The following is a 13,911-nucleotide window of genomic DNA, read 5'->3' on the forward strand; positions in this document are numbered from 1 at the left end:
ATGGCAAAGAACACCGGTTTGAGCCGTCCCGGCAATCACTCCACCGTCACACTCTTCGCCAAATTCCTCGGCTTATCCACATCCGTCCCCCGCGCGCAGGCGGTGTGGTACGCCAGCAGCTGCAGCGGCAGGGTGTGGAGGATGGGGCTGAGCGGGCCGTAGTGTTCGGGCAGGCGGATGATGTGGACGCCGGCGCTGGGGCTGATCTGGGTGTCGGCATCGGCGCAGACGAAGAGTTCGCCGCCGCGGGCGCGTACTTCCTGCAGATTGCTCTTGAGCTTTTCCAGCAGCGCGTCGTTCGGGGCGACGGCCACCACGGGCATGGCGGCGGTCACCAGGGCCAGGGGGCCGTGCTTGAGTTCGCCGGCGGGGTAGGCCTCGGCGTGGATGTAGCTGATTTCCTTGAGCTTGAGCGCGCCTTCCAGGGCGACGGGGTAATGCAGGCCGCGGCCCAGGAAGAGGGCGTGTTCCTTGGCGGCGAACTGTTCGGCCCAGGCGATGAGCTGGGGCTCCAGGGCCAGCACGGCTTGCAGGGCGGCGGGCAGGTGGCGCAGGGCGCGCAGGTGGGCGGCTTCGGCCGGGGCGTCCAGGCGGCCGCGCAGCTTGGCCAGGGTGAGGGTCAGCAGGAAGAGGCCGGCCAGCTGGGTGGTGAAGGCCTTGGTGGAGGCGACGCCGATCTCCACGCCCGCGCGGGTCAGGTAGGCCAGTTCGCATTCGCGCACCATGGCGCTGGTGGCCACGTTGCACACGGTCAGGCTGTGCGGCATGCCCAGGCTGCGGGCGTGCTTGAGGGCGGCCAGGGTGTCGGCGGTTTCGCCGCTCTGGCTGATGGTGACGACGAGGGTGCGCGGGTCGGGCACGCTGTCGCGGTAGCGGTATTCGCTGGCCACTTCGACGCTGGTGGGCACGCCGGCCAGGGCTTCCAGCCAGTAGCGGGCGGTGCTGCCGGCGTAGTAGCTGGTGCCGCAGGCCAGGATGAGCACGCGGTCGATCTGGCGCAGCGTGGCTTCGGCGCCGGGGCCGAAGAGGCTGGGCGCGAAGCCTTCCACGCCTTCCAGGGTGTCGGCCAGGGCGCGCGGCTGCTCGAAGATTTCCTTCTGCATGTAGTGCCGGTAGGGGCCCAGCTCGGCCGCGCCGCTGTGCGCATGCACGGTGCGCACGGGGCGGTCGACGGCCTGCGGCCGGTCGGCGGGGCTGCGGCGGGCCAGCACCCAGTGCTTGCCGGCTTGCAGGTCCACCAGGTCGCCTTCCTCCAGGTAGACGATCTGGTCGGTCACGCCGGCCAGGGCCATGGCGTCGGAGGCGAGGTAGCGCTCGCCAGCCTGCGCGGGCCGGTCGGCCGGCCCCAGGCCCAGCACCAGGGGCGAGCCCTGGCGGGCGCCGACGAGGCGCTGCGGTTCGTCGCGGCAGATCACGGCCAGCGCATACGCGCCTTCAAGCTGGGCGGTGGCCTGGGCGACGGCATCGAACAGGTCGCCTTGGTAGAGCGAATCGACGAGGTGGACGATGACCTCGGTGTCGGTCTGGCTGGTGAAGACGTAGCCGCGGGCGCTGAGGCGTTCGCGCAGGGCTTCGTGGTTCTCGATGATGCCGTTGTGGACCAGGGCGATACGCGGCGCGCGGCCGCTGGCCTCGCCGCCGGGGCCGTGGCTGAAGTGCGGGTGGGCGTTGTGCACGGCGGGCGCGCCGTGGGTGGCCCAGCGGGTGTGGGCGATGCCGGTGCCGGCGGCCAGGCCCTCGTCGGCGACTTGCTGGTCCAGCTCGGCCACCCGGGCGGTGCTGCGGCTGCGCTGCAGGCCGCCTTCGCGGTGCACGGCCACGCCGCAGGAGTCGTAGCCGCGGTACTCCAGCCGCCGCAGGCCCTCGACCAACAGGGGAACGATGTTGCGCGAGCCGAGCGCGCCGACGATGCCACACATGAAAGCCTCTCCCGCACCCCGGACCGTCCGGGGCCGAAGGGGGATGCTAGGTCAGGTGGTGTGGAATAGGCTTTCCTTCAAGCCAGTCTGATGAATGATTCATTCCTGTGAAGATTCGAGTGAATGAATCAACCGATCGGATGCTTGATGAGAAACAATCTGCCACATGCCCACGGATGAAGCCCCCCCGCCGCTGGATGCGGCCGACCTGCGCCTGCTGGCCCTGCTGCAGGCCGATGCCGATCGCTCCAACCAGGCCCTGGCCGAGGCGGCCGGCCTCTCGCCGGCCACCGCGCACCGGCGCGTGCGGCGGCTGAAGGCGCAGGGGCTGATCGAGGGCATCGTGGCCCAGCTTGCACCGGCCGCGATGGCCGCCGCCGGCTTGCCGCTGCTGCAGGCCCTGGTGGAGGTGACGCTGGACGTGCAGGCCACCGAGCGCCTGCAGGCCTTCGAAGACGGCGCCCTGGCCGAGCCGGCCGTGCAGCAGTGCTGGCGCGTCTCGCCCGGACCGGATTTCGTGCTGGTGCTGGCGGTGCCGGACATGCCGGCCTATGCCGCACTGGCCGAGCGCCTGTTCAGCGCCGACCTGAATGTGCGCAGCGTGCGCGCTTTCTTCGCGGTGAAGCGGGCGCGTTTCGGCAGCGCGCTGCCCTTGCCGGCCGCCCCACGCGGCTGAGCCGCGGGCCCGGCGCCTCAGCCGGTCGTCTCAGCCCTTGGGCACCTTCACCGGCCGCTGCCAGCCGGGCAGGCTGAGCTGCTTGGGCCGGGCCACGGTGAGCTGGCCGGCCGGCGCATCCTTGCCGATCGTGCTGCCGGCCCCGACGGTGGCGCCCGCGCCCACGGTGATCGGCGCCACCAGCACGCAGTTGCTGCCGATGTGGGCGTCGTCGCCGATCACGGTGCGGTGCTTGTTCGCCCCGTCGTAGTTGGCGGTGATGCTGCCGGCGCCCACGTTCACCCGCGCGCCCACGCTGGCGTCGCCCAGGTAGGCCAGGTGGTTGGCCTTGGCGCCTTCGGCCAGGGTGCTGTTCTTCACCTCGACGAAGTTGCCGATGTGCACCTCGGCGCCCAGCACGGCGCCGGGGCGCAGGCGGGCGTAGGGGCCGATCAGCGCACCGGGGCCGACCTGCACGCCCAGGGTGTCGCCGTCGATGTGGGTGTAGGGGTGGATCACGGCGCCGTCGCCGATCACCGCGTTGCGGATCACGCAGTGCGCGCCGATGCGCACCTCCGCGCCCAGCTGCACCCGGCCCTCGAAGAGGCAGCCGATGTCGACCTCGCAATCCGGTCCGTGCTGCAGCGTGCCGCGCAGGTCGAAGCGGGCCGGGTCGGCCAGGCGCAGGCCGGCGTCCATCAGGGCCTCGGCCTGGCGGCGCTGCAGGCGGCGCTCCAGCTCGGCGAGCTGGCTGGGGCTGTTCACGCCAGCGACCTCCACGGGGTCGGCGCAGCGGCTGGCCACCACGGGGCAGCCTTCGGCGACCGCCATGGCGACGATGTCGGTGAGGTAGTACTCGCCCTGGGCGTTGTCATTGCGCAGTGCGGCCAGCCAGCGGCGCAGGGCGGCGGTGGGCGCGGCCATCACGCCGGTGTAGACCTCGCCGATCGCGCGCTGCGCGGGGCTGGCGTCCTTGTGCTCGACGATGGCCTGCACGGGCGCGTCCGGCCCCTCGCCGGCGCGGACGATGCGGCCGTAGCCGCTCGGATCCTCGGGCTGCATGGTCAGCAGGGCCAGGCGCTCGCCACCGCAGGCCTGCACCAAGGCGCGGGCGGTGGCCGCGCCGATCAGCGGCACGTCGCCATTCAGGATCAGGGTGGTGCCGGCCTCGCCCAGCACGGGCAGGGCCTGCTGCACGGCATGGCCGGTGCCAAGCTGCGGTTCCTGACGCACGAAGGCCAGCGGCAGGCCGGGGAAATCGGCGCGCATCGCGGCTTCGACCGCGTCGGCGCCATGGCCGGTCACGACGATCAGGCGCCGGGCCGCCAGCCCCGCGGCGGTGGCCAGCACATGGCCGAGCAGCGGCCGGCCGGCCAGGCGGTGCAGCACCTTGGGCTGGGCCGAGCGCATGCGCGTGCCCTTGCCGGCGGCCATGATGACGAGGTCGAGCATGCGGGGGGACATCCTGGGTTCGGCGTCGGGGAAGACGCTGTCCGTCCGGGCTGGACGGACCTCCTGCCGCGATTATCCCGGCCCCGCTCGGCCGCCCTGCGGGGCCGCCGAGGGCGGGGGCCGGGCCTCAGTTCGGCGGCAGTTGCAGCGTGAGGGTGCGCGGGCCGGGGGCAGCCTGCGGGAAGTCCTTCAGTGCGGCCTCGAACATCAGGGGGACGACCCGGTCGCTGCTGCCGCCCAGCAGCCGGGCGCGGGTCTCGAAGATCACCTTCTGGCTGCTGCGGTCGCGGATCAGCACCGCCGTCTCGCGCTGGGTCTGCGTCAGCTCGGGGCCGAAGCCCAGTCCGATACTGCTGCCGCGGTAGTAGCGGGACCCGTAGGCGCCGCCGACGTAGACGCCCGGGCCGCGCCACCAGGGGTAGCCGTAGCCGCCGTAGAAGGGGCCGCCCCAGCCCGGGTAGAAGGGGTCCGGCGTCACCACCTTCTGGCTGCGCGAGGCCAGCTGCACGAGCAGCTCGGCCTGCTCGGCCGGCACCTCCTTGAACCCGGCCAGGCTCAGGGCCGGGCGGGCGGCATCCTCCAGGGCCTGCTGGGCGGCCAGGTCGGTCTGCTGCGAGGGCAGGCGCTCGATGGCATAGCTGCCCGGCGTGCGGCCGGCCGGCCAATCGCCGTGGCTGGACACCTCGACCTGCACCTGGTTGAGCGTGGCACAGCCGGACAGCGCACCCAGCGCCAGCACCAGCAGGCTGCCCGTCAGCAGGGCCAGGCGGCGGGATCGGGCGCCCGAGGCGGCCTCGGGCAGGGGAAAGCGTGACATCGTGGACTCCTCGGCGGGACGGCTCGCCGGCTGAAGCCGGCGTGGAACGGAAAGGCAAGGGACCCTCGTCCGGCCGGCAAGTTTCCCGCGTCGGCCTTGGGCGGGTGGGCCCCGGGGTCAGCCGCCCGCGATGCCGGCGGCCACGTGGCCGGCCGGCACATGCGGTGCGGCGTTCTCGACATGGCGGGTCTGGTCGTCGAAGAAGAAGTCGGGCTCGAATTCGGCCAGGAAGGCGCCCTTGTCGAGTCCGCCCAGGAAGAGCGCCTCGTCGACCTCGATCCGCCAGTCCATCAGGGTGCGGATGGCCCGTTCATGGGCCGGCGCGCTGCGCGCGGTGACCAGGGCGGTGCGCAGGCGCATGGCCGGGCGGCCATCGCGCTGCGCCGCCGCACCCGCCGACTGCAGACGCTGCAAGGCCTGCAGCAGGGGCTTGAAGGGGCCGGCGGCCAGCGGTGTGGCGGCGCGGTCGCGCTCATGGGTCTGGAAGGCCTGCAGGCCGCCGCGCTGGAAGACCTGCTCGGCCTCGTCGGAGAAGAGCACCGCGTCGCCGTCGAAGGCGATCCGCACCTCGTCCGGATGCGCGCCCGAGGCCCGCGCCGCATGCGGCAGCACGCGGGCGGCGGGCACGCCCGCTTCCAGCGCGCTGCGCACATCGGCCTCGTGCGTGCTGAGGAAGAGCTGGGCCTTCAGCGGCTTCAGGTAGCGCCAGGGCGAGGCGCCGCGGGTGAAGACGCCGCGCTCGATCGGCAGGCCGTAGTGCTTGGCCGAGCGGAACACGCGCAGGCCCGAGACCGGGTCGTTGCGCGAGAGGATGACCACCTCCACCACCGGCCGGTCGGCGAACTCCTGCCCGGCGGGCGGGTTGAAGGCCAGCAGCTTGCGCACCAGCGAGAAGGCCACGCCGGGCGGCGCCGGCTGCTCGACGCGGTCGAGCTGCACCCGCATGTAGGCGCGGTCGTCGCTCGACTCGAAGAGCCGGTTCTCCTCCTCGAAGTCGAAGAGGGCGCGCGAGGAGATGGCGACGACCAGACGATCGTCCAGGGTCACGGGCATGGCGGGATGGTAGGGCCGCGCCGCGTGGGTCGCAGACATGAAAAAGCCCCGCCGCGGCGGGGCTTGTGTGGAGCCGGTGCCGGACTCAGGCCTGCGGCTTGGCGCGGCGGCGGGCCAGGAAGCCCAGCAGGCCCAGGCCGCCCATCATCAGGGCGTAGGTGCCGGGCTCCGGCACGGGGGGCGTCACGGGGGGCGTCACGGGGGGCGTCACGGGGGGCGTCACGGGGGCCGCCACCAGGCGCAGGGCGGCACTGCCGATACCGGAAAGCGAGGTCACCGCCGTGCCACCGATGCTGTAGCTGCCGGCCGACAGCAGGAAGCTGCCGGAGCTCCAGCGCGGGTCGGCCAGGGCGGCTTCGTAGTCGTCAAAGATCTGGTCACCCAGGCCGGTCGGCACGGAGGTGAGGCCCAGCGAGGTGACGCCGTCGAAGACTTCGAAGCGGTCCCCGGCCTGGAAGGCGTCCGTCACCTGCAGGAGGGCGTCGGTGGCCAGGACGAAGTCGAAGGTCCTGTCCCAGGCGCTTCCGGCGCCACCAAAAATGAAGGTTTCGAAGCCACTGCCGATGGACAGGGCTTGGGCGGGCAGCGATGCGCAGGCCGCCAGGGCCAGCGCGCTCAGCTTGACGTTTATGGTTGTCATTTCTCACTCCTCCTGATGTGTCGCGAACGACTTAGGGGGTATATCACGGCATGGTCTGAAGCTCCGATCCCTAGTTCAAAGGATGGACGACGCTACTGAACGAAACCGATGGGCTTGCGCTTGCCCCCGCCGGCCTCGGGCAGGTCGGCCGGCTGGATGTGGTCGCGGCCGGCCAGCTTGGCATTGCCGAAGCCGGTCATCCAGGCACGCCGCATCTCGCGCGGGGCCAGGGCGGCCAGCAGGGCCAGCACCGCCTCCGAGGGCTCGGGTACGAAGCGCTCGCCCCAGTGGTGCTCGCCGCGGATGGCCTGGTAGAGCCGCAGGGCGATGCGCCGTGCGGCCTCCGGCTCGGGCATCGCCACCTCGTAGACATTCATCCGGTTCAGGATGGGTTCGGGGATGCCGCGCGCGTCATTGGCCGTGGCCACCCAGATGACCTGGCTGGCGTCGATGGCCACCTCGGCGAACTCGTCGGTGAAGGCCTGGGCGGTGTCGTGTTCGAGCAGGCTGTAGAGCGCGCCGAGCGGGTCGTAGGCCTGTTCGCCGCCGGCCTTGTCGATCTCGTCGACGACCATCACCGGGTTCGCATACTCGCCATCCACCAGGGTCTCGAAGACCTTGCCGGGCCGCGCGCCCTTCCACTGGCTGGATGCCCCCCCGACCAGCCATCCGGCGGTCAGCGAGGACATGCTCATGAAGCCGTAGCCGGTGGCCAGCAGCTTGGCCACTTCGCGTGCGAAGTGCGTCTTGCCGACCCCGGGCGGGCCCAGCAGCAGCATGGGGGTGATCTCCAGCGCGTCGCGGCTGTCATGGCAGAGGGCCAGCTGGCGCCGCAGGTCGTCGAGCACGGCGTGGAAGTTGGGCAGCTCGTCGTAGAGCGGGTCCATCACCGGCAGGCCGCCGGGTTTGACCTGGAAGCGCTCGGGGCCCTTCTCCAGCATGCGCTCGTAGGTGGCGCGCAGGCTTTCGTGCTCCTTCTGCGGCAGCTTGTCGAGGCGCTTCTCGACATCCCCCAGCCGGTAGACCGGTCGCATCTGCGCGATCGGGATGCCGCGGTGCGGCGCCGGGACGGTGACCAGATCGGTGGACGGTGCGGACATCGGAATCCTCCAGACGCACGTAGCCTAGAACGCAAGCCCATTCCAGCAGAAGCCCCGGGGTTTCAGGCCCGCAACAGCGGGGTGAATCCGGGCTTCTGGCTTGCGCGGGCTTGTGCAAGCCACATGCCATGCCGCCGCCCAAAGACCGAGGGCCCGGGCCCGCGTTCCCCGGAAGGAAGGCAGGCCCGGGCCCTGCGGGGCACCGGCATCCGGCGGGGCCTGCGCCCCGCCGGACCGTGTCATGGATCAGCCGGCCAGCGCGGCTTCCAGCTTGGCGCGGTGCGCCGGCAGCTCGGCCGGCAGGCCCTGGGCCAGCAGCGTGAACAGCTCGCTGTGCAGCGTCAGCTCCTGCTGCCAGGCGGCGCGGTCCAGGTTCATCACGCTGTCGAAGGCTTCGCGCGAGAAGGCCAGGCCGTCCCAGCGCAGGTCCTCGTAGCGCGGGCTCAGGCCGAAGAGCTGCTCCTCGGCCGGGGCCTGGCCTTCGACGCGCTCCAGCATCCAGGCCAGCACGCGCATGTTCTCGCCGTAGCCGGGCCAGACGAACTTGCCGTCCGGGCCCTTGCGGAACCAGTTCACGCAGAAGATCTTGGGCAGCTTCGCGCCCGAGCCTTCCAGCTTGCGGCCCAGGTTCAGCCAGTGCTGGATGTAGTCGGCCATGTTGTAGCCGGCGAAGGGCAGCATCGCGAAGGGATCGCGGCGCACCACGCCCTGCGCGCCGAAGGCGGCGGCGGTGGTCTCCGAGCCCATGGTCGCGGCCATGTAGACGCCTTCGGTCCAGTTGCGGGCCTCGGTCACCAGCGGCACGGTGGTCGAGCGGCGGCCGCCGAAGATGAAGGCATCGATGGGCACGCCGGCCGGCTGGTCCCAGTCGGCGTCGAGCACCGGGTTGCAGGTGGCGGCCACGGTGAAGCGCGCGTTCGGGTGTGCGGCCTTGGCGCCGGTTTCCTTGGCGATCGCCGGGGTCCAGTCCTGACCCTGCCAGTCGATCAAGTGATCGGGCGCGGTGTCGGTCATGCCTTCCCACCACACGTCGCCGTCGTCGGTCAGCGCGACATTGGTGAACACGACATCGCGGGCCAGCGAGGTCATGCAGTTCGGGTTGGTCTTCTCGTTCGTGCCCGGGGCCACGCCGAAGTAGCCGGCTTCGGGGTTGATCGCGTACAGGCGGCCATCGGCGCCCGGCTTGATCCAGGCGATGTCGTCACCGATGGTGGTGACCTTCCAGCCCTCGAAGCCCTTGGGCGGCACCAGCATCGCGAAGTTGGTCTTGCCGCAGGCGCTGGGGAAGGCGGCGGCGACGTGGTACTTCTTGCCGGCGGGGGAGGTGACGCCCAGCACCAGCATGTGCTCGGCCAGCCAGCCCTGGTCGCGGCCCATGGTGGAGGCGATGCGCAGCGCGAAGCACTTCTTGCCCAGCAGCGCGTTGCCGCCGTAGCCCGAGCCGTAGGACCAGATCTCGCGGGTCTCGGGGTAGTGCACGATGTACTTGGTGCTGTTGCAGGGCCAGGCCACGTCGGCCTGACCTTCGGCCAGCGGTGCGCCGACGGTGTGCACGCAGGGCACGTAGTCGCCGGTCTCGCCGAGCACGTCATAGACGGCGCGGCCCATGCGGGTCATGGTGCGCATGCTGACGGCCACATAGGGGCTGTCGCTCAGCTCGATGCCGATGTGGGCGATCGGCGAGCCCAGCGGGCCCATCGAGAAGGGCACCACGTACAGGGTGCGGCCCTTCATGCAGTCCTTGAACAGCGCGGGCGTGCCGTCGGGCTGGCCGGTCTCCAGGATGCCGCGCATCGTGGCCGGCTCCATCCAGTGGTTGGTCGGGCCGGCGGCTTCCTTGGTCGCGCTGCAGATGAAGGTGCGGTCTTCGACGCGGGCGACATCGCTCGGCGCGCTGCGGGCCAGGTAGCTGCCCGGGCGCTTGGCCGGGTTCAGCGGAATCATCGTGCCGGCGGCGACCAGCTGGTCGCACAGCGCGCGGTACTCCGCCTCCGACCCGTCACACCAATGGATGCGCGCGGCGCCGGTCAGGCGGGCGATGCGGGCGACCCAGGCGATCAGGCCGGCGTGCCGGACGTACTCCGGGGCCTGCACGGCCACAGATTCAGGAAGGGTGTTGTTCATACCGGGTCGGGAAAAGTAAAACTGAATCGGGGCGCCGGATTCGAGGCCATCAAACCCCGGCGAAGACATGGGAGCGCCATGCGCGACGCGCCGCAGGCCCGGTGGGGCGCGGCGTCAGCGTCGGTACGGAGGGGGTGGCCGGTGGCGGCCGGGTGGCCCGTCGGCGCAGTTCGTGGCTGCGGCAGGTGCAGGGATTCTTCTGCGTGACCCGGCGAAGGCCTACCTGAGGACATCCCAGGCAAGCTCCCCCGAGCTTACCGCCAGCACCCCACGTTCCGCTGACGAAGGGGACATCCTGTGTCGCATGCCGGCGGCAGGGCTGTGACAAGCTGCCACAGGCACGGGGAAATCGGCCCGGGAACGGCCGCGCGCGCTCAGCGGGCGGCCCGTCGGGGCAGGAAGCGACCGCGGCCGCGGGCGTAGTCCGCGTAGCCGGGATGGACGCGGCCCATCCAGGCCTCCTCCATCGCCGCTTTCCCGTGCAGCACGCCGGCCAGCAGGACCAACAGTCCGATCGCCAGCAGGGGCGAGGCAGCGACCAGGGTCGCAGCCCCGCCGCACAGCATCACGGCGCTGTACATCGGATGGCGCACCCAGCGGTAGGGGCCGCCGCAGACCAGCCGGCCGCCCGCCTGCGGTTCGGGGTGGATGCGGAAGTTGCCCAGGCCCTGCGCGCCGACCGCGGCGGCCATCAGCGCCAGCCCGGCCAGGCCCAGGCCGACCGCCGCCCCGCCCTGCAGGGCGGACGCCGTCACCCAGCCGCTGGCGGCCTGGGCCAGCAGGCCGGCGATCAGCAGGCACTGCAGCGCCACCAGCCCCCGGCCGAGGCGGCGGGCCGCGGATTCGCTGCCGCCGCGCAGGCCCGCCGGGGCGCTCATCGCACCCAGGTGTTCAGCTCGATGATCGGCAGCAGCACGGCCAGCACGATCACCATCACCACCACGCCCATGCCGACGACGAGCAGCGGTTCCAGCAGCGTGGCCACGGCCATCGCGCGCCGCTGCACCTCGGCGCCGAGCTGGCCGGCCGCGCGGTCGAGCATCTCGCCCAGGCGGCCGGTCTGCTCGCCCAGCCGGGCGAACATGGCCAGCAGGCCCGGGAAGCGCTTCTTGCCGGCCAGGGCCGCGGCCAGCGGTGCACCCTCCCGCACCTGCACCAGGGCAGCGAGGGCATCGGCCCGCATGGCGCGGTTGTTCAGCGTCTCGGCGGCGGCCTGCAGGGCCTTGAGGATGGGCACGCCCGCCCCGGCCAGCAGGGCCAGGGTGGCTGCGAAGCGGGCCGCGTTGTAGCCACGCGCGAGGCGCCCGATCAGCGGCAGGCCCAGCCAGGCCGCGTCGAAACGCAGTCGGAAGGCTTCCTGCCGCCGGGCCTGCAGCAGGCCCAGCACCGCGCCGGTGCCCAGCAGCAGGCAGAGCAGGCCCCATTGCCGCACGAAGTCGCTGACGGCGAGCATCGCCACCGTCAGGAAGGGCAGGGCGCGCTTGCCACCGGCAAAGACACCTGCCACCTGGGGCACCACATAGCTGACGAGGAAGGCCACGATCAGCACCGCGATGCCCGAGACGATGGCCGGGTAGAGCGCCGCCCCGATCAGCTTGGCGCGCAGGGCCTGCCGGGCTTCCAGGTCCTCGGCCAGGCGTTCGAGCACGGCGCCGAGCGCGCCGCTCTGTTCGCCGGCGGCCACCACCGCGCGATAGACCTCATCGAACTCCCGCGGGTGCGCGCCCAGCGCGCGGGCGAAGGGGCTGCCGCCATTCACCTCGGCCCGCAGCTCGGCCAGCAGCTCGCGCAGCGGGGCGCCCTCGGCCTCTTCGGCCAGCGCGGTCAGCGCACGTTCCAGGGGCAGGCCCGCGCCGACCAGGCCGGCGAGCTGCCGCGTCCACAGCGCCAGGCCGGTGCCCGAGAAGATGCGCCGCCGCAGGCCGAAGCTGCGGCGCCCGCCGGCCTCGGCGGCTGGCCCTGCCGCGACCGGCGAGACCGCCATCGGCACCAGGCCCTGGGCCCGCAGCAGGCCGCGCAGCGCACGGGCGTTGTCGGCCTCCAGCAGGCCCTTGCGGGGACGGCCGTCGGCGTCGAGGGCTTCGTAGCGGTAGGCCGGCATCGGGGATCGGCCCGCGGGCTCAGGCGGCCGGGGGGTGGTCGGCCTCGGGCGCGCGGGTGTGCTTCAGGAAGAGCTGCGCCGCCCAGATGCCGACTTCATAGAGCAGGCACATCGGGATGGCCAGCGCCAGCTGCGAGATCACGTCCGGCGGCGTGACGACCGCCGACAGGATGAAGGCGCCGACGATGAAGTAGCTGCGGAACTTGCGCAGCTGCTCGACCGAGACCACGCCGATGCGCACCAGCACCACCACCGCCACCGGCACCTCGAAGGCCAGGCCGAAGACCAGGAAGAGCGTGATCACGAAGCTGAAGTACTGCTCGATGTCCGGGGCGGCCGAGATGCTGCTGGGCGCGAAGTTCTGGATGAACTGCGACATGCCCGGGATCACGATGAAGTAGCAGAAGGCCACGCCCGAGAAGAACAGCAGCGTGCTCGATACCACCAGCGGCAGCACCAGCTTCTTCTCGTGGCTGTAGAGCCCGGGGGCGACGAAGGCCCAGACCTGGTAGAGCACCGCCGGCAGCGCGACCATGAAGGCGGCCATCAGCGTCATCTTCAGCGGCACCAGGATGGGCGAGATCACATTGGTGGCGATCAGCGTCGTGCCGGGCTTGAGGTGGGCCACCAGCGGCGCGGCCAGCAGGTCGTAGAGGCCCGAAGGCCCGGGCCAGACCGCCAGCACGGCAAAGGCGATGCCGACCGCGATCAGCGCGCGGATCAGGCGGTCGCGCAGCTCGATCAGGTGAGCGACGAAAGGCTGTTCGCTGCCTTCGAGCTCGTCGCGGGGTTCAGGGGTGCTCACGCTTGCGGGGACGGCAATTGGGGGCAGGGCCGGAGGGCCCCGCGGGCATCAGCGCGAGGGACGCGGCGGACGGAAACGGGCCACCCGCGCGGCGCCGGACTGCACATGGCCGCGCACGCCGTGGCGGTGGCGGTACCACTGCGGCACGGCGGCACGCTTGGCCCGCCAGTTCTTGCGGGGCGCGCGGGCGCCGGGCGGTTCGCGCAGCGGATCGTTGTAGCCGGCCGGGGTGTCGACGGACTGCACCGAGCCGTCCAGGGCCTGCCAGCCCGGGTCGAGGGCGTTCTGGGTGTCGCGCAGCTCCTGCTGCACGGTCTGCTCGACGTTGCGCGCGGCCGTCTCGACTTCGCGGCGCATCTTCTGCAGCTCTTCGAGCTCCATCGAGCGGTTGACCTCGGCCTTCACGTCGGCGACGTAGCGCTGCGCCTTGCCGAGCAGGTGGCCCACGGTGCGGGCCACCTTGGGCAGCTTCTCGGGGCCGATGACGATCAGCGCCACCGCGCCGATCAGCGCGAGCTTGTCGAAGCCGAAATCGATCATCGCCGGGCGGTCGGGTCAGCAGCCGGCGTTCAGCCGCGGGTCTTCGCGTCGACGTCGACGGTGCGTGCCGCGTCGGCGGCCTGCTGGGCCGTGACCTGCGCGGGGGCCGGAGCATTCGCCTCGCCCGCCGGGGCGCCGCTGCTGCCGTCCTTCATGCCGTCCTTGAAGCCCTTGACCGCGCCGCCCAGGTCGCTGCCGATGTTCTTGAGTTTCTTGGTGCCGAAGACCAGCACCACGATGAGCAGCACGATCAGCCAATGCCAGATGCTGAAGGAACCCATGTCAGATCTCCTGAAGGCCCGCGCCAGCGGGCCAAAGTGGTGAGTTTAGGGGAGGGCCGATGACGGCTTCAGCCGCGGGCCCAGGGGCGCGGACCGCCCATGAAGTGCAGGTGCAGGTGGCCGACTTCCTGGCCGCCGTCGGCGCCGGTGTTCACGATGGTGCGGAAGCCGTTCGTCACGCCCAGTTCGGCCATCAGCCGCACGCCCACCGTCATCATGTGGCCCAGCAGGCCGGCATGCTCGGGGCCGGTCTCGGCCATCGAGGCGATGTGCTGCTTCGGAATGATCAGGATGTGCACCGGCGCCCAGGGCGCGATGTCGTGGAAGGCGAGCATCTGCTCGTCCTCGAAGACCTTGCGGGCCGGAATCTTGCCGTCGACGATCTTGCAGAAGATGCAGTTCGGGTCCTGGCTCATGGGGAGGG

The 13,911-nt window shown here is 71.7% G+C and carries 13 protein-coding genes and 2 pseudogenes; 1 reads left to right on the plus strand and 14 read right to left on the minus strand.

From position 1 onward, the window contains the following. Positions 1 to 35: 35 nt before the first annotated feature. Entirely contained in the window at positions 36 to 1,919 is a 1,884-nt protein-coding gene (gene glmS / locus H4F90_RS09605; protein WP_182663956.1) for a glutamine--fructose-6-phosphate transaminase (isomerizing), read from the minus strand. A gap of 166 nt (positions 1,920 to 2,085) precedes the next feature. Here glmS and H4F90_RS09610 point away from each other — a divergent pair, with 166 nt between their 5' ends. Continuing rightward, positions 2,086 to 2,595 carry an Lrp/AsnC family transcriptional regulator gene (locus H4F90_RS09610; protein WP_182663958.1) on the plus strand — a complete coding sequence of 170 codons (510 nt, stop codon included), beginning with the start codon at positions 2,086 to 2,088 and terminating at the stop codon, positions 2,593 to 2,595. 30 nt (positions 2,596 to 2,625) lie between these two features. On the opposite strand, the gene glmU is transcribed toward H4F90_RS09610, so the two are convergent. From glmU to H4F90_RS09670, 13 genes and pseudogenes are all read right to left on the minus strand, one after another. Continuing rightward, positions 2,626 to 4,026, minus strand: a complete 1,401-nt coding sequence (gene glmU, locus H4F90_RS09615) for a bifunctional UDP-N-acetylglucosamine diphosphorylase/glucosamine-1-phosphate N-acetyltransferase GlmU (RefSeq protein ID WP_235972139.1) — start codon at positions 4,024 to 4,026, stop codon at positions 2,626 to 2,628. A gap of 127 nt (positions 4,027 to 4,153) precedes the next feature. Continuing rightward, a complete protein-coding gene (locus tag H4F90_RS09620; RefSeq protein WP_182663963.1) occupies positions 4,154 to 4,843 on the minus strand; it encodes a DUF4136 domain-containing protein in 690 nt (229 codons plus the stop codon). Positions 4,844 to 4,960: 117 nt separating this feature from the next. Then, positions 4,961 to 5,896, minus strand: coding sequence for a 5'-nucleotidase (locus H4F90_RS09625; RefSeq protein ID WP_182663965.1), 936 nt, complete (start codon positions 5,894 to 5,896; stop codon positions 4,961 to 4,963). Positions 5,897 to 5,981: 85 nt separating this feature from the next. After that, positions 5,982 to 6,536: a PEP-CTERM sorting domain-containing protein gene (locus tag H4F90_RS15605; RefSeq protein WP_235972140.1), complete on the minus strand. Its 555-nt coding sequence runs from the start codon at positions 6,534 to 6,536 to the stop codon at positions 5,982 to 5,984. Between the two features lie 92 nt (positions 6,537 to 6,628). Continuing rightward, positions 6,629 to 7,636, minus strand: a complete 1,008-nt coding sequence (locus H4F90_RS09635; RefSeq protein ID WP_182663967.1) for an AAA family ATPase — start codon at positions 7,634 to 7,636, stop codon at positions 6,629 to 6,631. Positions 7,637 to 7,882: 246 nt separating this feature from the next. Beyond that, on the minus strand, positions 7,883 to 9,760 hold the full coding sequence (locus H4F90_RS09640; protein WP_182663969.1) for a phosphoenolpyruvate carboxykinase (GTP): 1,878 nt from the start codon (positions 9,758 to 9,760) through the stop codon (positions 7,883 to 7,885). A 374-nt stretch (positions 9,761 to 10,134) separates the two neighbouring features. Continuing rightward, on the minus strand, positions 10,135 to 10,638 hold the full coding sequence (locus H4F90_RS09645; protein WP_182663970.1) for a methyltransferase family protein: 504 nt from the start codon (positions 10,636 to 10,638) through the stop codon (positions 10,135 to 10,137). After that, positions 10,635 to 11,861 (minus strand): type II secretion system inner membrane protein GspF, encoded by a 1,227-nt coding sequence (gene gspF, locus H4F90_RS09650; RefSeq protein ID WP_182663971.1) that lies wholly within the window; start codon positions 11,859 to 11,861, stop codon positions 10,635 to 10,637. Before gspF ends, H4F90_RS09645 begins: the two co-directional genes overlap by 4 nt. A 19-nt stretch (positions 11,862 to 11,880) precedes the next feature. Continuing rightward, complete coding sequence (gene tatC / locus H4F90_RS09655; protein WP_182663972.1) at positions 11,881 to 12,666, minus strand: twin-arginine translocase subunit TatC; 786 nt, start codon at positions 12,664 to 12,666, stop codon at positions 11,881 to 11,883. Between the two features lie 48 nt (positions 12,667 to 12,714). After that, a pseudogene (gene tatB, locus H4F90_RS15855) lies at positions 12,715 to 12,846 on the minus strand (Sec-independent protein translocase protein TatB); the annotation flags it as partial. A gap of 128 nt (positions 12,847 to 12,974) precedes the next feature. Then, positions 12,975 to 13,206: pseudogene (gene tatB / locus H4F90_RS15860) on the minus strand (Sec-independent protein translocase protein TatB); the annotation flags it as partial. Positions 13,207 to 13,235: 29 nt separating this feature from the next. Continuing rightward, positions 13,236 to 13,487: a Sec-independent protein translocase subunit TatA gene (gene tatA, locus H4F90_RS09665; RefSeq protein WP_182663974.1), complete on the minus strand. Its 252-nt coding sequence runs from the start codon at positions 13,485 to 13,487 to the stop codon at positions 13,236 to 13,238. Positions 13,488 to 13,555: 68 nt separating this feature from the next. Then, positions 13,556 to 13,903 carry a histidine triad nucleotide-binding protein gene (locus H4F90_RS09670; RefSeq protein WP_182663975.1) on the minus strand — a complete coding sequence of 116 codons (348 nt, stop codon included), beginning with the start codon at positions 13,901 to 13,903 and terminating at the stop codon, positions 13,556 to 13,558. Between the last annotated feature and the right edge of the window lie 8 nt (positions 13,904 to 13,911).

It is taken from the genome of Aquariibacter albus, assembly GCF_014145335.1.
GTDB classification, from domain to species: domain Bacteria; phylum Pseudomonadota; class Gammaproteobacteria; order Burkholderiales; family Burkholderiaceae_C; genus Aquariibacter; species Aquariibacter albus.